The 20,500-nt window shown below is 37.2% G+C and carries 16 protein-coding genes; 8 read left to right on the plus strand and 8 right to left on the minus strand.

All coding sequences use genetic code 11. The annotated features are described in order from the left end of the window. The first annotated feature begins 325 nt into the window (after positions 1 to 325). The 3 genes from G6N06_RS08545 to G6N06_RS08555 all read left to right on the plus strand — a co-directional run bounded on the left by G6N06_RS08545 (position 326) and on the right by G6N06_RS08555 (position 3,494). Positions 326 to 805, plus strand: coding sequence for an Hsp20/alpha crystallin family protein (locus G6N06_RS08545; protein ID WP_163515869.1), 480 nt, complete (start codon positions 326 to 328; stop codon positions 803 to 805). A 417-nt stretch (positions 806 to 1,222) separates the two neighbouring features. Next, positions 1,223 to 2,737, plus strand: coding sequence for a DEAD/DEAH box helicase (locus tag G6N06_RS08550; protein ID WP_163515871.1), 1,515 nt, complete (start codon positions 1,223 to 1,225; stop codon positions 2,735 to 2,737). Positions 2,738 to 2,828: 91 nt separating this feature from the next. Further along, positions 2,829 to 3,494: a hypothetical protein gene (locus tag G6N06_RS08555; protein ID WP_163515873.1), complete on the plus strand. Its 666-nt coding sequence runs from the start codon at positions 2,829 to 2,831 to the stop codon at positions 3,492 to 3,494. Positions 3,495 to 3,498: 4 nt separating this feature from the next. On the opposite strand, the gene G6N06_RS08560 is transcribed toward G6N06_RS08555, so the two are convergent. Beyond that, positions 3,499 to 3,762 carry a heavy-metal-associated domain-containing protein gene (locus tag G6N06_RS08560; RefSeq protein ID WP_163515875.1) on the minus strand — a complete coding sequence of 88 codons (264 nt, stop codon included), beginning with the start codon at positions 3,760 to 3,762 and terminating at the stop codon, positions 3,499 to 3,501. Between the two features lie 311 nt (positions 3,763 to 4,073). Here G6N06_RS08560 and G6N06_RS08565 point away from each other — a divergent pair, with 311 nt between their 5' ends. Next, the gene (locus G6N06_RS08565; protein ID WP_163515933.1) at positions 4,074 to 5,336 is read left to right on the plus strand and encodes an NAD(P)/FAD-dependent oxidoreductase; all 1,263 of its coding nucleotides are present in this window, start codon (positions 4,074 to 4,076) and stop codon (positions 5,334 to 5,336) included. 194 nt (positions 5,337 to 5,530) lie between these two features. After that, the gene (locus G6N06_RS08570) at positions 5,531 to 5,974 is read left to right on the plus strand and encodes a cold-shock protein (protein WP_163515877.1); all 444 of its coding nucleotides are present in this window, start codon (positions 5,531 to 5,533) and stop codon (positions 5,972 to 5,974) included. On the opposite strand, the gene G6N06_RS08575 is transcribed toward G6N06_RS08570, so the two are convergent. The 3 genes from G6N06_RS08575 to G6N06_RS08585 all read right to left on the minus strand — a co-directional run bounded on the left by G6N06_RS08575 (position 5,971) and on the right by G6N06_RS08585 (position 9,863). Further along, positions 5,971 to 6,567: a pseudouridine synthase gene (locus G6N06_RS08575; RefSeq protein ID WP_163515879.1), complete on the minus strand. Its 597-nt coding sequence runs from the start codon at positions 6,565 to 6,567 to the stop codon at positions 5,971 to 5,973. The genes G6N06_RS08570 and G6N06_RS08575 overlap by 4 nt on opposite strands. Next, a complete protein-coding gene (locus G6N06_RS08580; protein WP_163515881.1) occupies positions 6,554 to 8,845 on the minus strand; it encodes a DNA topoisomerase 3 in 2,292 nt (763 codons plus the stop codon). The genes G6N06_RS08575 and G6N06_RS08580 overlap by 14 nt, the downstream gene beginning before the upstream one ends. A gap of 211 nt (positions 8,846 to 9,056) precedes the next feature. Further along, positions 9,057 to 9,863 carry a DUF1853 family protein gene (locus tag G6N06_RS08585; RefSeq protein ID WP_163515883.1) on the minus strand — a complete coding sequence of 269 codons (807 nt, stop codon included), beginning with the start codon at positions 9,861 to 9,863 and terminating at the stop codon, positions 9,057 to 9,059. Between the two features lie 112 nt (positions 9,864 to 9,975). On the opposite strand from G6N06_RS08585, the gene G6N06_RS08590 reads away from it, so the two are divergent. From G6N06_RS08590 to G6N06_RS08600, 3 genes are all read left to right on the plus strand, one after another. Continuing rightward, entirely contained in the window at positions 9,976 to 11,532 is a 1,557-nt protein-coding gene (locus G6N06_RS08590) for a DEAD/DEAH box helicase (RefSeq protein WP_163515885.1), read from the plus strand. Positions 11,533 to 11,897: 365 nt separating this feature from the next. Continuing rightward, positions 11,898 to 14,369 carry a zinc-dependent metalloprotease gene (locus tag G6N06_RS08595; protein ID WP_163515887.1) on the plus strand — a complete coding sequence of 824 codons (2,472 nt, stop codon included), beginning with the start codon at positions 11,898 to 11,900 and terminating at the stop codon, positions 14,367 to 14,369. 258 nt (positions 14,370 to 14,627) lie between these two features. Continuing rightward, a complete protein-coding gene (locus G6N06_RS08600) occupies positions 14,628 to 15,197 on the plus strand; it encodes a DUF4251 domain-containing protein (RefSeq protein ID WP_163515889.1) in 570 nt (189 codons plus the stop codon). Positions 15,198 to 15,581: 384 nt separating this feature from the next. On the opposite strand, the gene G6N06_RS08605 is transcribed toward G6N06_RS08600, so the two are convergent. From G6N06_RS08605 to G6N06_RS08620, 4 genes are all read right to left on the minus strand, one after another. Further along, positions 15,582 to 15,752 (minus strand): hypothetical protein, encoded by a 171-nt coding sequence (locus G6N06_RS08605; RefSeq protein WP_163515891.1) that lies wholly within the window; start codon positions 15,750 to 15,752, stop codon positions 15,582 to 15,584. Positions 15,753 to 16,088: 336 nt separating this feature from the next. Next, complete coding sequence (locus tag G6N06_RS08610; RefSeq protein ID WP_163515893.1) at positions 16,089 to 17,795, minus strand: T9SS-dependent choice-of-anchor J family protein; 1,707 nt, start codon at positions 17,793 to 17,795, stop codon at positions 16,089 to 16,091. A gap of 116 nt (positions 17,796 to 17,911) precedes the next feature. Then, entirely contained in the window at positions 17,912 to 19,309 is a 1,398-nt protein-coding gene (locus G6N06_RS08615; RefSeq protein ID WP_163515895.1) for a helix-turn-helix transcriptional regulator, read from the minus strand. A 381-nt stretch (positions 19,310 to 19,690) separates the two neighbouring features. After that, the gene (locus tag G6N06_RS08620) at positions 19,691 to 20,500 is read right to left on the minus strand and encodes a PhzF family phenazine biosynthesis protein (RefSeq protein WP_163515897.1); all 810 of its coding nucleotides are present in this window, start codon (positions 20,498 to 20,500) and stop codon (positions 19,691 to 19,693) included.

The raw sequence follows: 20,500 nt of genomic DNA on the forward strand, positions 1-20,500 counted from the left end.
CTTTTACTATTCCAAGTAGATGTTTTTGAATTTTGAAATGTTCCTGTGGTTTGATTGCTGTCTAATGTTCTCATGATTTCTTTAATTTTAATTGATGATTATACCATATAGACGATGCAACAAATGTTTTGTTACAGTACTATGCGATACAAAGTAGTTAATTATATGTTAAATGCTGTCAAATTGTTAGTTTACAGGCGGTTATAGATGTCAAAATGTCTGCTGCAACTACAAAAATGTCAGTAAAATGAGATAAAATGGCTATTGGTATTTATTTTGAAGTAGAGTAATCAAAATAATGTTTAACTTTTAAATTTGATTAACAATGAGTACTTTAGTAACAATGCCAAAAAACGGCAATGAGGTTTCTACAAAACGAAACTTATCTTCTTTACCAAGTTTTTCATCTTGGGTTGACAATTTATTTGAAGGTGGAATGGGAACAGGGTTTCTATCCAATTTTAACACAGGAATAACGCTTCCGGCCGTTAACATTAAAGAAAACGCCGATGAGTTCTTTTTAGAAATCGCAGTTCCTGGAAAGAAAAAATCAGATTTTAACATTGATGTAGATAATAAAATCCTTTCCATATCTTCAGAAACCAAAGAAGAGCAAGAACACAAGGAAGAAAATTACACACGACGAGAGTTTGGTTATTCGTCTTTTAAAAGAACCTTTACCTTACCGGATACTATTGAGTCTGATAAAATCAGTGCCCAATATAAAGATGGTATCCTAACGGTACATCTACCTAAGAAGGAAGAGGCGAAAGACAAACCAGCTAAGCGTATTAGCATTTCTTAAGTATCTAAAAGCTTAGGAATTTTAAAAAGAGAAACAGCTCGTTTCTCTTTTTTTTTAGTAAAAACCCAGACTGACGATAGGCAGGCACAACTCAAAAGCGAATCGCATTGAGTTTTTTAGCTATCCTGAGGTGGCTTTTGAAAAAAATCATTACCGATATGGTACAATTTCAGTATCCATTTGGACTTCCGGTAGACTGAACCATTGAATGTTCCTTCGGAATACAAACTGTTTTTCCGTTAAATACCTTATGCGCATTCTTGGTAGCTATTATAATTTATCATTCAAGCCCACTTATATAACTAACAGATAATCATGAATTAGAATAGTAAGAGTTTTTAATTCTTTTCAACATTAACTAAGAATAACTCTTATAAAGCCTTAAATTTGTGGAAATTTTTTGAACCCCAATTTTTTATGTCAGAAACTTTAGAGCATCTTAACCCAACAGAAACCAAAAAAGATCTTTATGACTATCAGCTTGCTGATCTCACTAAGATTTTTGAGGTCATGGAAACTGCTCCAGACAATTTTAATTTGTTGTACCAACTTCCAACGGGAGGAGGAAAGACTGTGATTTTTTCTGAGATAGTAAGGCGCTATATTAAAAACCATAATAAAAAGGTAGTTATCCTCACGCATCGCATTGAGCTTTGTAAGCAAACCTCAAAAATGCTGACTAATTTTGATGTTGAAAACAAAGTCATCAATAGCCACGTCAAGGAGCTCCCTGATCAGGACCAATACAAATGTTTTGTTGCCATGGTTGAGACATTAAACAATCGTCTCACTGATAAAAAACTGAAATTGGATGATATCGGATTGGTCATTATTGATGAAGCCCATTATAATTCGTTCAGAAAACTGTTTAAATTTTTTGAAAACTGCTTTATTCTCGGAGTCACCGCAACACCTCTAAGTTCGAATATCAAATTGCCGATGAAAGATAATTACCAAAAATTAATTGTTGGTGATGATATTTCAACCTTGATTAAAAACGGGTTTTTGGCAAGTGCCGATCTGTATAACTTTGATGTGGAATTAAACACGTTGAAAATAGGGATCAACGGGGATTATACCGTCAAATCTTCGGAAACACTCTACACTAATTCCTATATGCTGGGGAAACTTGTTTTTGCTTACGAAGAAATGTCCAAGGGCAAGAAAACCTTGATCTTTAATAATGGCATCAACACCTCCAAAGAAGTTTATTATACTTTTAAGCGCGCAGGCTACAAGGTCAAGCATTTGGATAATACGTGCAGCAAGCAGGAGCGTAAGGAAATTTTAAAATGGTTTAAGAACACGCCGGACGCCATCTTGACCTCGGTCAGTATATTGACCACAGGTTTTGATGAGCCCAGTGTTGAATCGGTTATTTTGAATCGAGCAACCCGTTCATTGACCTTGTATTTTCAAATGATCGGGAGGGGATCCCGAATTCTGAAGGACAAAAAATCATTCACGGTTTTGGATTTGGGCAATAATGCCGTTCGTTTTGGGCCATGGGAACAGCCGGTGGATTGGCAGCACATTTTTAAATACCCAGATCTTTACCTCGAAAATCTAAGAAATGACGAAGACATTGAGCGCGATTTTGTGTACGTCATGCCAGAGTCTATTAGAGAGCGTTTTAAGAATTCTGAAAATATCGATTTTGATGTCAAAGCTGAATATGAAAAGGCCATTGCTGAAGGCAATAAATCAATGGTTACTATTGAACGCTCCATACAACAACATTCCAAAATGTGTATCGCAAATGCAGATACCATTTTTGAAGCGAGAGACCTCACCAAATATTTGATGGACGACATTTCATATCGTATCAAACAGTATTCTTATTGTATGATGAACAGCACTAAGAATTACAAAGAATGGCTAATGGAAGAATATATTAGAAAATTGCGATTGAGTTTTAACGGGAAGTTTTAACGTTTCCTTTAAAATTATAGTCAGAATTAATCCTTAGTTTCGCTGATAGGTATGGTTTTTGATTCTTATATCCGAAATAGTTTTAAAGCTTATGACATCTTTCAAATATAAACTTTTTGGCGTTTTCTTTATGGTTGCAGTTTTCCAAACCATGGCTCAGGAATTTCCTGTTAAGAGTATTCCTATTCCTGCAGTGGAAAAAAAGGATGAAAAGAAAGAGCCCGAACCTACACCTGTTAAAATTGAGCCCAAAGTAAAGGAGGAGCAACCTAAAGCTGAAAATCCTATCACCATCAAAAAGCGTGAAACCGAGTTTTCAATGTTTGACAATAGCAACTTACGTGACCCTGGAGAAATATTTGACAACAAATGGAATAAGAAAGCTGTAGAACAAGGCTTTCGTATGGAAACCATGGAGGATCAATTTTTGGGCAACTTCAATATCACCGGAAAAAAAGCAAATATTAGATGTAGGGACCATGAGTATCCAGACGGAGATCGGGTTCGGGTTTTTGTCAATGGCAATGTCTTTATAGCCGATTTATTGCTCACAGGTAATTACAAGAGCTTTGATGTGCCTTTGGTTGAAGGTATCAATAAAATAGACTTTGTGGCGCTCAATCAAGGTGAGTCTGGTCCAAACACGGCAGAATTTCAAGTCTATGACGACAATGGGGTTCAGGTATCGTCAAAAAAATGGAACCTGTTAACTGGAGTTACCGCAAGTATTATTCTTGTAAAAGAAAGAGAAAAGTAATTCTTTAAAACAGAGGAAAGAAAGGCCCTTTTGCAATCACATGAAATTTCAGTTCAGTAGCTTTCTCCTGTATCTCACTTACATGTACAACTTTATCAGTGTGAATGGTAACCTCCAATGGATAAGTGTCTTCAAAAATCACGTTGGCTACCCCGTCAATTTTCATGATTGCAGCTTTCAATTTTGATTTCTCCTCAGGGCTTCTAACATCTGTAGTAAATGTCTTACCGTGGTTTCCAGGGATAACATTGTCATTTATATAGGTCATTTTACAACGTGTTTTTAAGGTGAATCTACACCTAAATTTAGATAAATTATTGGACTATACCTAATTGAAATAGCTTAAATATTTAGTTATTGTAAGGCTGATGGCTAAGTAATTAATTTAAAGAAATTTAGATGACTTAACGGTAAACCCTATTGAAATTACCCGTTTTGTACTTGGAGTAAAGCATTGTGTTCGCTTCTATCATATAATGATATATAATTTTTAGAGGGCGATGGAATTCGTATCTTTATGGACCTAAACTCTCAAACTTTTCAATAGTGTTTAAATCTTAGAATTTATAGTCAATGAACATGCAGACCAAGCCCAAAATTGTTATAGTTGGGGCAGGATTTGGAGGGATAACCATAGCGAAAGCTTTCAAAAACAAACCCGTCGAAGTCCTATTGATAGACCAACACAATTACCATAATTTTCAGCCTTTAATGTATCAGATCGCGACCGGTGGACTGGAGCCTGATAGTATTGCCTATCCGGTAAGGCGGATTTTCAGGAATCACAAAAACATCAGTTTCAGAATGGCCAAGGTTGATAAGGTTGGTGTTGATTCTAAAATTTTACACACATCCATTGGAAACATAACTTTTGACTTTCTGGTTATTGCCACTGGAAGCACGAATAATTTCTTCAACTTTGAACCGGTTAAGGATAAACTTCTGACTTTGAAATCTATACCGGATGCATTGAATATGAGGAGCTATATTTATCAAAACCTGGAAAAGGCTATGGCACATCAAAACGAACAAGCTATTGATGCGTTGATGAATGTGGCTATTGTTGGAGGTGGACCGGCGGGAATTGAGCTGGCCGGGGCATTGGCAGAGATGAAGCATTTTGTACTGCCAAAAGATTTTCCTGAACTCGATTTGTCCAAAATGCAGATCAATCTCTACGAAGCTGCTGACAAACTGCTTTCGGCCATGTCGGAAGCATCATCAACAAAAAGCCTGGAGTATTTGATGGAATTGGGCGTGAACGTTCATCTTAGTGCTAAAGTTGAGGCCTACGATGGCAAGATATTGACATTGGCAGATGGCACCTCATTTGCCACAGATACGGTCATTTGGACCGCTGGGGTAAAAGCAGCGCCAATTGATGGTCTTCCTGCCGATGCAATTGCAGGCGGCCGCATATTGGTAGATACTTTCAATCAAGTAAAAAGCACTCAGAATATATTTGCCATTGGCGATGTGGCATCTTGCGTATCCGCTGAAAACCCCAAAGGCTTGCCTATGTTGGCTCCCGTTGCCCAACAACAAGGCAAATTGCTTTCTAATAATATCATCAAATTGATAAATCAAGAACCCATGGCGCCATTTAAGTATAAAAATAAAGGTGTGATGGCAACCATTGGTCGTAAAAGAGCGGTAGTAGATTTGCCTAAATGGCAATTCCAAGGCACTTTTGCCTGGATGGTTTGGATGTTTGTCCATATCATGTCCTTGGTAGGGTTTAGAAATAAGATCATGGCTTTTTACGATTGGATGGCCAATTATTTGACCTACGATAAACCTTTAGGACTAATTATTAGGCCCTACAAGCGCAAAGAATCATAGTTCAAAACCCATAATTTCAATTCTAACTCTTATATTTGTAAGGTATATAGAGATTTAACGGATATTTTCATTATATTGATATATACATTGAAATCACTGAGTTCATCTTTCGAATCAACAATTCCAAGAATTGCCTATCCTAAGTTTAATTTGGTGATTCAAATCTAACTCTTAAAACATATTTAAAAAAAAGAATGGCTAAGTCGCAACAGACCTTTAACAAAATTGAAAAAGAAAAAGCACGTGCTAAAAAACGTGAAGAAAAAAAGAAGAAAAAAGAAGCCCGTAGAGCAGAAGGCGGAAGTGATGGTATTCAATTTGCTTACGTAGATGCCTACGGAAACTTATCAGATACTCCAATTGATCCTGCAGATAAAATCAAGGTAGACGCTGAGGACATCGTGTTAGGTGTTCCTAAAAAAGAAGAAGGCGAAGAAGAAGACCCAGTAAGACAAGGGAAAGTTTCCTTCTATGACAATTCTAAAGGCTTCGGATTTATTATCGATTTGGAAAACAATGAAAAGTACTTTTGTCACGTGAGCGGACTTTTAGATGATATCGCTGAAAACGACAAAGTGAGCTTTGAATTGGAACGCGGCATGAAAGGCATGAATGCTGTAAAAGTAAAGCGCGTTTAATCTACATTTAATTCATCAACTTTAATGACCTCACCGGGTTGCATTTTGTTTAAATAAATGTGACCTATACGTACACGCACCAATCTCAGAGTAGGAAAGCCAACCGCAGATGTCATTTTGCGGACTTGTCTAAACTTGCCTTCATTTATAGTGATAGAAATCCATGAGGTTGGTCCATGTCGTGAGTCCCTTATTTTTTTTGTGCGTTCGGCGAAATCCGGAGAAATTTCCAGCTTATGGACATGACATGCCTGTGTTTGATAGGTTATACCCTCAAACCCAATAGTCACGCTTTGCTGAAGTTGTAGGATAGCTGCATCGGTAATCTCTCCATCCACTTGTACATAGTATTCTTTTTCAATCGGAGTGCTACAAATCGTATTGCTTAAAAAACCATCAGTGGTCAATAGTAATAATCCTTCAGAATTTTTATCCAAACGTCCTATCGGCATGACGCCTTCCGGAAACTCGTAAAGCTCGCCCAAAAATTTTTTATTGCGTTGATGCTTGGCATTACTGATAAATTGGCTCAGATAACCATAAGGTTTATGGAGCAAGAAATGAACGTGCTGCGTTGGTTTAGATATCTCCATTTAAAATACTATAAACCAACTCTTTACTCATTTTTTTTCCAGCTGCTTTTTGTCGTACATCATCAAAACTGAATCTGAACGTGCAGCCTTCTTTGTAACGGCTACAACCATAGGCGGTTTTCCCTTTTATAACGGTTCCTTTCTTGCATTTTGGGCAGGTCAAAACATCGGGATTTTCTTTTTTAATTGCTTTTTTGGGTTCCAAAATTAACTTAAATTGATCATCAAATCTGATCAGTCCTTCTATTTCTCCAACCTCAGTTTTGAAGCCTTTGAGGTTGACCGTCGAACCTTTTTGGAGCAAACGGATGTATTGTTTTACTGAGATTTTTTTGTCCTTAAATTTGAACGGCAATACAAAACGACAGCCATTTTTATAATCACTGCATCCAAAAGCCGATTTTCCTTTGATGATGTGTCCACTTTTACATTTTGGGCAGGTTTCTGAGATAATCCCTGCTTTCTTTTTTATTTCTTTTTTGATTTCGGATTTCTGTACAGTTTTGATATGTGAAATATTGGCGCGTTGTGTCTCACTTCGGACCTCGTATACTAATGCATCCACCATTTTTTTCATATTGGCAATAAACTGTGCCGCACTATAAGTCCCTTTTTCAATGTCTTTCAATTGTTTTTCCCACATCCCGGTCAATTCTGCCGATTTCAACAGCTCATTCTGAATTGTATCAATCAACTGAATACCAATTTGAGTGGGCAAGACCTGCTTCTTATTGCGTTCAATATATTTCCGTTTGAATAAAGTTTCAATAATATTGGCACGGGTTGATGGCCGACCAATACCGTTTTCTTTCATCAATTCGCGCATCTCATCATCATCTACCTGCTTTCCTGCAGTTTCCATGGCACGTAGGAGGGAGGCTTCTGTAAACTGATTGGGTGGCTTGGTCTGTTTTTCTAAAAATGAGGGCTCATGTGGTCCCTTTTCGCCTTTGACGAACGCAGGGAGTAAATCGGATGCTTTCTGCTCTTTTTCTGCCGACTCCAAGACGACGCGCCAGCCTTTACTCAAGATTTCTTTTCCTGTGGCCTTAAAATTAACATCTGCAGCCTTTCCGATAACCGTCGTATTGGATACCATACAATCATCATAGAACACGGCAATGAACCTTCTTGTAATGATATCATAAACCTGTTGCTGATTGTATTGTAGTTGGGTCTCAACACCTGTCGGAATAATAGCGTGGTGATCGGTAACTTTCTTGTCGTTAAAGACTTTAGGTGATTTCTTGATCTTCTTACCCAAAAGTGGTGCTGTTAATTGGACGTATTTCTTCAGATTCTGCAAGATACCAGGTACCTTTGGATAAACATCATTGGGTAAAAAGGTGGTATCAACTCTTGGATAGGTGACTACCTTTTGCTCATAAAGCTTTTGTACAATCTTAAGCGTTTCGTCAGCTGAAAATCCAAATTTATTGTTGCAATACACTTGTAACCCGGTTAAATCAAACAGTTTTGGAGCATAATCCTTTCCTTTCTTTTTGGTGACCGAAACAATTTCAAACTCATGTTCCTTGACTTTGTTAGCCAATAGTTCGCCATCTTCCATTTTGGTGAAGCGCCCTTCTTCATAGCTAAAAAGGGTATCCCTGTAGAGTGTCTGCAATTCCCAATAAGGTTGGGGCACAAAATTCTCAATCTCCTTAAATCTGTTGACCACCATGGCCAGAGTTGGTGTTTGCACACGACCAACAGATAGCACTTGTTTGTAGCCTCCATGTTTTAGAGTGTATAAACGAGTGGCATTCATCCCTAACAGCCAATCGCCAATAGCTCGGGAAAATCCGGCATAAAAAAGATTGTCATACTGTTCTGATGGCTTCAGATTTTCGAAACCTTCCTTTATAGCTTCGGCAGTCAGTGAGGAGATCCATAAACGTTGTACTTTTCCCTTATAATTTGCTTGGTCCAAAACCCAGCGCTGAATCAATTCACCCTCCTGACCAGCATCACCGCAATTGATCACCATTTCTGCTTGGTCAAACAATTTCTTGACAATTTTAAATTGCTTTTGGATTCCAGAATTGCTGACCACTTTGGTTTTGAATTTTTCGGGAAGCATCGGTAAATTGTTCAGATCCCAACTTTTCCAATGTGGTTTATAATCGTTGGGCTCCATTAAAGTGCAGAGATGCCCAAACGTATAGGTTACTGCATAGCCGTTGCCCTCATAGTAGCCGTCATGCTTATTATTAGCTCCTAAAATAGCTGCGATTTCTCTGGCAACACTGGGTTTTTCGGCAATACAGACTTTCAAGATAAGATGTTTATTTATCGTTATTGGTTATTTAGTCAAAAATCGTTTTTTATCATTGAAGAAGGCCATTTATATTGACGATTTCAACATCACCATTAAAGCCTTATTCTAGTTCCAAATTTGACCTGTGCAAAGTAAAACTATTTGAAGACATATCGCAAGGATTAAGAGGAAACCAAAAGGGTGACTGAAGATGAGCTGTTTACAAAAATCACCACCAGACCACAAAGAATTTAGAATACTTGCCATGCTGCTTCAGCCAGCACAAGGGTGCCAGTTTCTTGTCTGCCCAACGTCTTATTTCAATAAGAAAGTCATCATGATGCATCCATTTCACATTTTCGTGGACATCCATAAGCCAATGAATTTTTTCGGGAATATAAAATTGTCCGGTCTTGAAGAGATCGAGATTGTTCATTTTTATATAAAACCCCCTAACACAAGCGGAATGTAAATGAGAAAATACGTTGTTTTTGCTGGCCATTGGCAAAAACAATTGTGCTTTAAATAAAACTCGTTGTTTAATTTCACTTGTGCTCAAGCCTAAACTTTCAAGCAAAGATTGGGTCTTGGGATGATAGAGGAGAGGAAGTTGTTTTTCTTTTAGCTTGTCCAATTTCTGAAGTAGGCTATCCTTTCTATTTGGGCCGATCCAATGTGATATTTCAGTGCTGCCTGCATTGGGATCATATAAATAAAACTTATAGATAATTTCCAAATGCACAGGTCCGTGTTCAGTCTTTAAAATGGCATCCAGTTCGCCAATAGTCCGATTACCCTCTTGTATCTGAATGTTTTCCGCCAAAACAGCACATGAGGAATCCTCTTTCAATTGATGAAACACAAATTGCTCCACCAATTTTCCCAAGCGCAGATTTCCGGTGCTTTTGTCGGTGAAGTTCAAAATTTTAGACTCCCCCAAAACAAGCTGATGCAGTCGGTAAATTTCTGCATTGTGCCACAATAAAGGCGTGTGCAAATAGCCATCAAAATTACGTTGTAAATTGACTTGGTCCATAGATTTAAAGGGCAAATTACAAATTTCTTTTAAACATATAATTGGAAGACCGTGCTAATACTCATATCTTTGCAACTTCTTATAACATAAAACACTAAGCTCAATATACGAAATGTCTGTAAAAACAGTTTCACAAAATTTAGAACGCCAAACCGAGAAAGATTTATACAACTATCAAAAGAAAGCTATTGATAAGGTATTTAAAGCTTTTGATGAAGCACCTTCCGACTATCATTTGCTTTACCAATTACCTACAGGTGGCGGAAAAACTGTAATATTTTCCGAATTCGTGAGGCAATATTTAAAGAATCACGATAAAAAAGTAGTGGTTCTGACCCACCGTATTGAGTTGTTGAAACAAACATCGAGGATGTTAACGGAGTTCAACGTGACCAATAAAGTTATTGACAGTAAGGCAAATTTAGACGATCAGGCCAATTACAGCTGTTTTGTGGCCATGGTGGAAACCTTGAACAATCGGCTCCAAGAGGATATGTTGGATATTTCTGATGTGGGACTTGTGATTATTGATGAGGCGCATTACAACTCGTTCACCAAACTGTTTAAGTATTTTGAAAATTCCTTTATCCTTGGTGTGACGGCAACCCCGTTGAGCTCCAATAAGGAATTGCCAATGAAGGACAATTATAATGAACTCATTACAGGCGAAACCATTGAATCGCTTATTGAAAACAATTTCCTTTCACCTGCAGAAACCTATCAATACAACGTGGGGCTAACCTCTTTGGAAGTAGGATCCAACGGCGATTATACCGTTAAATCATCTGAAGATTTATATACCAACACCGACATGTTAAAAAAAGTGGTGTATGCTTACGAGCAACATTCACTGAATAAGAAAACCTTAATCTTTAATAACGGGATCAACACCTCATTGCATGTTTATGATACCTTTAAGCGCGCTGGATATACCATTGCGCACTTGGATAATACGGCGACTAAAAAAGAGCGTAAAATGATCCTGAAATGGTTCAAGGAAACACCAAATGCCATTTTGACCTCGGTGAGTATCTTGACTACGGGATTTGATGAGCCCTCTGTTGATACCATTATCCTTAACAGAGCAACCAAATCTTTGGCCCTCTATTATCAAATGGTAGGACGTGGGTCTCGTATTTACCCGGGTAAAGAGGTTTTCAGGATTATCGATTTAGGCAACAATATGCACCGTTTCGGTCCGTGGGGTGCTGACATCAATTGGCAGAAGATCTTTGGATCACCAAATTATTACCTGGACAGTATTATTAATGATGATGATATTGAAGCCAATTTCAGATATGAGATGCCCGAAGCCATCCGTAAGGAGTTCGCCAATTCGGAAGAGGTTTATTTTGATATGAAACAGGCTTATACCGATTCGGTGAATAGAGGGGATTCATCTAAAGTGCTTTTGGAGCAGTCCATTGCACATCACACGAAAATATGTGTTGAAAACAGTGAAGATGTTTATGATGCCTTGGCCTTAATGAAGTTGCTAGAAGATGATATCAACCACCGTCTGGAGCGCTACACACAGTGTATCAGTAGAAGTACCTTCAACTTTGTAAAATGGTTGCATGATGATTACCGTATGAAACTTCGTGCGCATATCAGAGAGAATTTCGATGCCGTATATGAAGAGATCCATGGGCATCCACCTGAGGATTAATTAGAACACGGATTTTTATTTTTTTTGACACTTCCTGATAGCTATCGGGATCACTAGTCGGCACAACTCATTTCTTTGGAAATTGGTTCTTTAGATGAAAGAATAGAACGCTGACCTACCCGAACATTCAGGCGGGAAACACCGATTTTAGTGGGTATTCACTGATTTTTTACAAAGATTTCACTGATTTACACAAACCATATTATTGAAATTTACCGACCTCTCGGTAGGCCAGGGAATTTCCTGATTGGTGCTTTAGTTTTTGATGTATCCAACTTCGCTTCCCTGCGTCTCTGCGAGAAAAATTTACCGCAATCCAAAACTTATTTCTATCTTTATAAATCTTAACAAAACGAATCAAGTCAATGAAGAATTTATGTCTTTTTGCTCTGTTGATTGGGGGTCTGCTCAATCCATTGAATGTAAGTGCACAATCTAAAAGAAACACTAAAAAAGGAAAGAATCAAGTAGAAGCCCCTGCTCCAGAAAAGAAGAAGGAGGAGGCAATCAAGCCCTATGACAAGGTAATTACCAAAGAGGCCGTGACCGATGATGGCCTGTTTAAAGTCCATAAAATAAAAGACAAATACTACTTTGAAATTCAGGATAGCTTATTGAATAAGGATATGCTGCTCGTGAGCCGGATCTCCAAATTGCCGTCTAATTTAGGAGGGGGATATGTAAATGCAGGCTCCAAAACCAATGAACAATTGATTACTTGGGAGCGTTTTCAGGACAAGATCTTGATCAAGGTGAAATCGTATAATGCAGTAGCCAATGACAGTTTGCCCATCAACTTGTCCGTTAAGGCAAACAATTATGAACCTATCTTATATGCCTTCGATATTGCGGCCTTTAGTAAAGATTCAACCGCTGTGGTGATTGATGTTACCAAGTTTTATTCGAGCGATGTCAAAGCGATTAGCGGGTTGTCCAGTAGATTGCGTGAAACTTATAAAGTCCGTAATTTGGACGATTCCCGCAGTTTTATCACCTCTGCTAAAAGTTTTCCTCTGAATATAGAAATCATTCAAGATTTCACCTATAACGCGTCAAATCCACCCATGCTTCCGGCTACGGAGACCATCAGTTTACAAATGAACCAATCCATGGTGTTGTTGCCAACCACACCCATGCAGCCTCGTCTTGCCGATCCGCGTGTCGGGTTTTTTACGGTCAGTCAATATGATTATAGCAGTGAAGCATTAAAATCGGATGAAAAAACATTCATCCGTCGCTGGCGTTTGGAACCTAAAGATCCAGAGGCCTATAGGAGGGGCGAATTGGTTGAGCCAATCAAACCCATCGTGTATTATTTGGATCCTGCTACGCCTGAGAAACTGCGTAAATATATCAAGCAAGGTATTGAAGAATGGCAGAAACCATTTGAAACTGCCGGATTTAAAAATGCCATTATCGCGAAGGACCCACCAACTTTCGCCGAAGACCCTGATTTCAGTCCGGAGGATATTCGTTATTCCGTAGTGCGTTATGTGGCGAGTACCACACGAAATGCGGTGGGACCAAGTGTCTCAGATCCACGTACAGGAGAAATTATTGAAAGTGACATCATCTGGTACCACAACCATTTGCGTTCCTATAGAAACCGATACATGCTTGAAACAGGTGCTGCCAATCCTTCAGCACGTACATTGGAGACCAGCGATGAAGAAATAGGAGAGATGATGTGTATGGTGATTGCCCATGAGGTGGGTCACGCATTAGGATTCCCACATAATATGGCCGCCAGTCACGCCTATGATGTGGAAAGTTATCGAAACGGTGCCTTCACTCAAGAACATGGGATTGCCGCGAGTATCATGGATTATGCCCGATACAATTATATTGCACAACCAGGCGATGAAAACATCCGATTTGTCCGTCAGATTGGACCTTACGACCATTATGTCACCAACTGGGGCTACCGTTGGATTCCAGGGGCAACCACAGAAGGGGAGACCCCAACTTTGGACCAGTGGGTGATGGATAAAGCCGATGATCCGCGGTATAAATACGGAAAACAGAGCAGTCGTTTTGATCCGTCCTCGCAAACTGAAGATATTGGAAACAATTCTATAAAAGCCAGTACCTACGGACTTAAAAACCTAAAGTATGTAGCAGAACATCTACCAGCATGGACCAGCGATAAAACCAACGATTATGATGATTTAAAGGAATTGCAAGGGGAGTTGCTAAGTGTTTGGAACCGCTATATGGGGCATGTGACCACGCATATTGGCGGAGTCTATGAAGACACTAAAAAACCTAACCAAGGCGGTGTGATTTATACACCAGCTTCAAAAGCCGATCAGAAAGCTGCCATGGCTTGGTTGCAGGAGAATACTTTTTCAACGCCCACTTGGATGGTCAATTTTAAAATCCTTCGCAATATTGATCACACCGGCTATACCGAGACCTTTAGAAATGCCCAAGCAAGACATTTACATAACCTCCTTGATTTTGAAGTCTTGGGCAGATTAATTGACGGCACCGCCATCAGCAAAGATAATTATTCGGCATTGGAAATGCTCCAAGATTTGCGCAAAGGCATTTGGAAAGAACTCAATAATAACCAAACAGTTGATGTTTACCGACGTAATTTACAGCGCGCCTATATTGACCGAATGGCGTTTTTAATGACTAAGGAATTGAAGCCAGGGCGTGGGGTTAGTGCCTATAATGTGAATCAATCTGATGTGAGGGCTTTTGTAAGGGGCGAATTGAATACGCTGAAAACCCAATTGAACGGTCGCAAGAATACGGTTGCAAACACCGAGACGAAATATCATTATCAGGATGCGGTGAAGCGAATTGAATTGATTTTGGATCCGAAATAGAAAGGCTTTATTACACGGGGAATATGGAACACAGGCGACGCTGATTTGGGCTGATTCTGATTTTTTTTGTTGCCTGGAGCCATTATCACGGCGTTTCCCATGAATACTCTGAGACTCTGCGTGCTCTATTCCACAGAGATACGCGGAGGTTTCACGGAGATGCACCAAGAATTATAGAACACAGACCTGTCGTCGGCAGCCGTGAAATTTTATATTTGGTGCTTTCAAGTTATCCATTTTTTTTGTAAATTAATACCTATGAAACACTTACTTGTATATAGCATTATTTTTATATGGATTATGGGTTGCAGTTCCAGTAAGGAGTTTACAGAACAGGATAATCAAGATTATCAACAACTTCAGGAATTAGTAGCTTCAAAATCTTTTGAGATTATTTCTACAAGTGCGATGCCAAGAGCTTCAGCTGCATTTAGTAAAGTCGCGAATTCGAACATTTTAGGTCCAGGAAATAACGCTAGCAATATCGATATCACTTCAAACTCCAATAGATTGATCGTTAAGGGCGACAGCATTCGTGGCCATTTGCCATTTTTTGGTGAACAGAACTTTGGTGGCGGCTACGGAGGCAATCACACAGGCATTGAATTTGACGATGTTCCAGAAGATTATACGGTGAATCTTGATGATAAAAAACATGCTGTAGACATTCGTTTTAAAATTTCAGACAAATATCGTGGTAACGAGCAGTATGATATGGTGATTACGTTATATCCAAATAAAAGAAGTACGATCAGAGTACAGTCTACAGGTCGAAGTTCTATTGAATATAGCGGAAGGGTGAGCAGGTTGGAAGAGGCTAAGGAATAGCGGATGATTTCTTCACTTCAGAATATTCTATTTTACATAATGTAAATTATAGTTCAAATGTCTTGTTCTTTAATTTATACCATATCGGTTGCCGTTCGCCCTATAATGATATTATGTAAAATAGTGTTTCGTCTATATTGAGCGTTTCTTCTTTTAAAGAAAAAATAAAATTGAGCATTTCAAGAACGTCCGTCATTTGCCCTATAATTTGCCGTTATGTAAAATTGCCGCACGGCCAACCGCTGATTGCTTTATAAAATCAAAATGCTTAGGGCATTTTATTTTATACACAATTAGCCAACGCTCGGCCAGCGCCAAAAAAAGCTCAGCTTTTGCTATGGTTTAAAATTTTCCTATTTAAGAATAATTGTGCTGGAAAAGTTTTCAAGAGATTTTTGGCTGGCTTGCCACAACCGCTAAAAATTTTCCCAGCGCATCAGCCTTTTGAAAATTTCTTAGCCGTTGCTCGTTTTTTGCTTTTAATGAACGTTTTTTGTTTTGTCCTTCTATATTATGTAAAATAACATAAGAACGAATGTGTCGTTTTAATACCATTCCTTTTCTTTTGTCTTGATACAAAAGAAACAAAAAATCAAGGCTGCAGAAAACTTTGGAAACAATGTACGGGTCACTCGCTATATTTTAGGAACGTTTATAGCTTATTTTGACCGCTTTGAACTAGGTTGCTTATTTTTATCTCTAAAGAACCTTTATAGATAGCCCCCTAAAATATTTAACGCTCCCTCCCCTATTGTTTTGACTAAAGTTTTCTGAGGCCGGGGTTTAAATTGTAACTACTATGTAAATATGTAGATACATAAGAAGAATAAAACCCCCATCAAATTTAATGGGGGCTTTATTATGAAAAAAATTAACTAAACTTTACTGATATTAATTCTTAATAACTTGATAGGAATAAAATTTATTATCGATGTTTATTTTCAAGAAATATGTGCCGGTTTTTAGAACGGAAGCATATAAATGGGTATTATTTGAATTTACTTCTTTTACTAAAATCTTTTTTCCTAAAGCGTCATAAACGGTTATCTCATTAATATCAGAGTGTGCTTTTATTTTTAAAAGGTCATTAACAGGATTGGGGTAGATAGTAATGTTAATGGAATTATCTATATCTTCCACACTTAACAATTCATCACAAATTAAGCGATAAACAAATTCATAATCATTTATTATAGCCCAATTCCCTCCGGTATTATCGTTATATCCCGCTGCAAATTCGCCCAAAGCCGAGGCGGTAGTTGCTTCCCATCCTGAGGCATCAGAAATGATTTCCATCCAATAAGTATTGCCTCCCGAAAGAGCTACTTCTGAATCAAAAGCTAATATATATTTTGTGTATCCATTTCCTAAATCTTCTTCTTCAAAAATGACAGTTTCAATTGTTTCTACTAATGTCCCTGGTAAACCATTTGAATTGTTATAAAAATTTACCTCAATTGCTGAAGCGTTTCCGGCTAACGTTGCTTCGACTCCATAAAGAGTGAAATTATGTGCTACAGGGACATAAATGTCAACGGCTAAATGTTGATTAGTGCTTCCGCCAAATATAAAATAATCTTCAAAACTATTTGATAACACCTGATGGTCTTCACATAATAAATCCTCCGGGTCTATTTCCCCACACTGAACAAATCTGCTGACGGTGGTTACTGTGTCCCAATTACAATTTTCATCCAGAAATGCATAGAACCTAACGGAACCTGTTAAACTGGAGGTCCAAGATAGAGAACCAAGGCCACTTGCCAACACATTTTGACCATTGTTGTCACCAATGGTTATATATTGACTAGGGTTTGATGTGGAAAAAATATATTCCAAGCCATTTTGAACCTCTATTAAAGAATACTGTCCGGTTAGCCCGTCACTATCAGTTATTTCTTCAGGAAGGCCGTTACACATTGGAATGAAAGTAGCTACTGGATGTTGCCCGTTAGGATCATCAAGACAACCTACAAGATTTCCTGCAAGAACAGCCACGTCGTCAATACCTATTGCTGAGGATAAGGGAGGGGTAATACTATTATCAACGTCATGTTGTCTAAAGGCAATGTAAACTGTTTGACCAGCGTATGCGGAAATGTCTAAAGATCTTAGTGTATATGTTATGGGAATGTTACTTTCATTATACAGGACACCACCTGCCTCTAAGTCAACAATATCATTCGAATTGGCTATATAAATCGAATAGTTTTCTCCATTTGGAGAAGGCGTCATACCTGATGGGTGATTAACCAATGCCCACCTTAGCTCGATGAGTTCACCAAGGGTTATACCTGTTAAATCAATAGGAGGAGTAATTGCCCAATCATCAGGGTTTAAATGACCTGTGCCTTGGAACATGGTAAAAGACGGTCCATATAAAAAGGGGGTATCTATAGGTAGCCAATTCTCATCAAGATATTGATGAGTTGTCCAAGTAATGTCACCCCATTGATTTGTGTCACCGTTTGCATTTATTATTGTCCATTCTGATAGGTCTTCATCATTGAAGTCTTCCGACCAAATCGTTGTTTGTTGCGAATGACCAATGGTTATGATTAAAATAAAAAATGCGGAAATAAATAGTTTTAGTTTCATTAGGTTTTATTTTTAGTTTTTCTTGGTAGCGAACGTACATACATTCAACTCCTAATCCAAGAATGAACCTACTCTAAAACTACTCTAAAATACCCAAAAGAATTTAATTATTTGATTTATAGCTTATTAATCCAGAGGTAAATATCAACATCCTTTGGAATATTTAATTTCTTTCTGATAATATATTTCTTATTTTGTACCGTGCGAATAGAAAGAAACTTATAACGGGCAATATCTTTGGTGGGTATATTTAATTTGATCAAAGCACAAAACTCGATTTCTGTATTTGTGATTTCCGGGTTAATAGCAAGAATTTTTTTAGTAAATTCCGGAAAATCTTCATTGAAAGAGGATATAAAGGCAATATCATTTTTTTTGAGCATATTGATTAAGTTGTCTGTATTCTTGCTTTTATGCCTCGATTTTTCATTTAAATATAATTGACTTAATTGCTCCTGCTCTTCTAAAATCTTGGTACGGTTCTTATAGAATAAATACACTACTAAAACTGCAAGGATTAACAGCGTACATAATACCAAAATAAAATTTTTGAAGTTTTTTTTCTTTTGTGTTTTCTTGTCAATTAGAATTTTCCTAAGGGATTCATTTTGATTTTCATAGACATTTAAATTTAATAAACTTAGCTTGTGAAGATAAATTTCTTCTTTTTCAGAATCTCCAAAAACTTGATAAAGCTGTATTATATTTTCATAAAGTGCTTTTACGTTTATATGGTTTTTAAAATCTACCACCTTTTCTGCCTGAAGGTAATATGAAAGTGCAGTATCATATACTTCTCTTTTTTGATTTACCTGACCCAAAACCACTAAATTTGAAAATTCTACATCATCTACAAAATAGTTGTTATTTTTTGAAATTGATAAAGAAGCATAATATTCAGCCGAGTCAATATTAATCTCGTTATATACGGTTGCTAGATTTGCGAAATCTATAAACTGAAGACTTTTTCTATAATTAGAATCATTGAATTTTTCATGTTCAATCATAGAAAGCCTTATATATTCAAGTCTTTTTCTATGATTTTCTTTAAGGAGGTAATAATTTGAAAATGAAATATATAAATTTGATTCTGCTTCAATTGCCAACGAGTCTTTAGTTTTTAATCTTTTAATTATTTTTAAGCCCTCTTGTAATTGATCGTAAGCTTCATCCTCTAAACCACTAAAGGCATATGCCTTAAATCGAAAATTATTTGCGATAACCCTGAAAGCCGGATAGTTATATGCCCTTGCTTTGTTGTTGAGTGAATCAGCACAAAATAACATGTTTTTAAAGTCATACTTTTTTTCATAATAGAGGCAAATTGTATTTAATGCATATAGTTCGGCTTCATTGTCTTTATGAAGTAAGGCTTTCTTTAAAATATTTCGGGACTCTTGATAAGCCAACTCAGGATTTTCCCGTAATAGCTTGTGGTTTGACTTTGCTTCATTTAGGATTTCTTGCCCATATACATTATGATGTGAAAACATTATAATAATAAATGTTCCCACACAAAAGAAAATTTTTACTATTTTATGCAATATACTCAAAATGACATTAAAAAATTGCGAACACTAAAACCGAATATTTAAAATAGCACATCTATTTTTATTTCAAAGTTAAACAAATAAAAGGATTGTCAAGCGTCTCTAACAATAAGCCTAAATCCATAAAAAAGTAGTTTTTAAAACGGTATTGTCATAAACTTAAATTGAAAATTAGATTCGTGAGTTTTGAACAATGTATAAGCTTGGGACTGAAAATATTGGTTTAAATACTAAGATTTAAAACGCAGGAATGATCACCCTCTATTATTAAGAAATGTGATTTTTTCATGGTCTGTCCTTCCATATTATGGAGGATTAATCCACTAAGATTAATTTAAAAAAAAATTATTTCAAATATATTGTTCCTGTTGTAAATATTACTGCATTACTTCTAATCAATACAGATTTTTCTTTTAATTCAACTTCCATACTTCCTGACCGTTTTGAACATTGGAAAGCGTTCATTTTATCTTTATTTAGCTTGTCCGACCAATATTTTGCTAAAAAACTTTGAACCCCACCTGTAACAGGGTCTTCATCTGCTCCTGACCAAGGAAAGAAATAGCGGTATTCATAGTCAAAATTTTGACGAATAGATTTTGCAGTTACAAGTACTCCGCTGATTGTTGTTTCAATATGCCTTAATACAGAAAAGTCGGGCATTAGGTTTTCAAGTTCCTTGCTACTTTCCAATTCCAACAATAGCATATTGTGAAATGAATTGTATCTGGAATTTAGAATTTCATTTATTCCCAAGGCTTTTCTTATTTCATCATTAAATTCAGTCGTTTCTGTTTGATGTAAAGGAAATTTCATTTCAATTTTCCCATTGGTTTGGCTTATTTTTAATGTGTCTCCAATATGGGTGTGAAAAGTAATATGGTATAGTCCTTTATACTCGGTAAAAATTGCTTTGGAAGAGGCTAAAGTAGCGTGTCCGCATAATGGAATTTCTTTTTTAGGTGAAAAGTAGCGAATAGAAAATGAACCTGTATTTTGCTTAATAACAAAAGCCGTTTCCGAAAAGCCATATTCCCTAGCGATATTGAGCATTGTTGTTTCATCAAGTACATTTTCAAGGAAACAAACTGCGGCTTGATTTCCTTTGAAAAGTTCTTCTGTAAATGCATCAATGATATATGTTTTTATTTTCAT

Origin of the sequence: Gelidibacter japonicus, assembly GCF_010725055.1 — a bacterium.
In the GTDB taxonomy this organism is placed as follows: Bacteria; Bacteroidota; Bacteroidia; order Flavobacteriales; family Flavobacteriaceae; genus Gelidibacter; species Gelidibacter japonicus.

Coding starts and splice junctions, on each gene's coding strand:
- G6N06_RS08545 (WP_163515869.1), top strand. CDS start 326: ATGAGTACTTTAGTAACAATGCCAAAAAACGGCAATGAGGTTTCTACA.
- G6N06_RS08550 (WP_163515871.1), top strand. CDS start 1,223: ATGTCAGAAACTTTAGAGCATCTTAACCCAACAGAAACCAAAAAAGAT.
- G6N06_RS08555 (WP_163515873.1), top strand. CDS start 2,829: ATGACATCTTTCAAATATAAACTTTTTGGCGTTTTCTTTATGGTTGCA.
- G6N06_RS08560 (WP_163515875.1), bottom strand. CDS start 3,762: ATGACCTATATAAATGACAATGTTATCCCTGGAAACCACGGTAAGACA.
- G6N06_RS08565 (WP_163515933.1), top strand. CDS start 4,074: ATGCAGACCAAGCCCAAAATTGTTATAGTTGGGGCAGGATTTGGAGGG.
- G6N06_RS08570 (WP_163515877.1), top strand. CDS start 5,531: ATGGCTAAGTCGCAACAGACCTTTAACAAAATTGAAAAAGAAAAAGCA.
- G6N06_RS08575 (WP_163515879.1), bottom strand. CDS start 6,567: ATGGAGATATCTAAACCAACGCAGCACGTTCATTTCTTGCTCCATAAA.
- G6N06_RS08585 (WP_163515883.1), bottom strand. CDS start 9,863: ATGGACCAAGTCAATTTACAACGTAATTTTGATGGCTATTTGCACACG.
- G6N06_RS08590 (WP_163515885.1), top strand. CDS start 9,976: ATGTCTGTAAAAACAGTTTCACAAAATTTAGAACGCCAAACCGAGAAA.
- G6N06_RS08595 (WP_163515887.1), top strand. CDS start 11,898: ATGAAGAATTTATGTCTTTTTGCTCTGTTGATTGGGGGTCTGCTCAAT.
- G6N06_RS08600 (WP_163515889.1), top strand. CDS start 14,628: ATGAAACACTTACTTGTATATAGCATTATTTTTATATGGATTATGGGT.
- G6N06_RS08605 (WP_163515891.1), bottom strand. CDS start 15,752: ATGGTATTAAAACGACACATTCGTTCTTATGTTATTTTACATAATATA.
- G6N06_RS08610 (WP_163515893.1), bottom strand. CDS start 17,795: ATGAAACTAAAACTATTTATTTCCGCATTTTTTATTTTAATCATAACC.
- G6N06_RS08620 (WP_163515897.1), bottom strand. CDS start 20,500: ATGAAAATAAAAACATATATCATTGATGCATTTACAGAAGAACTTTTC.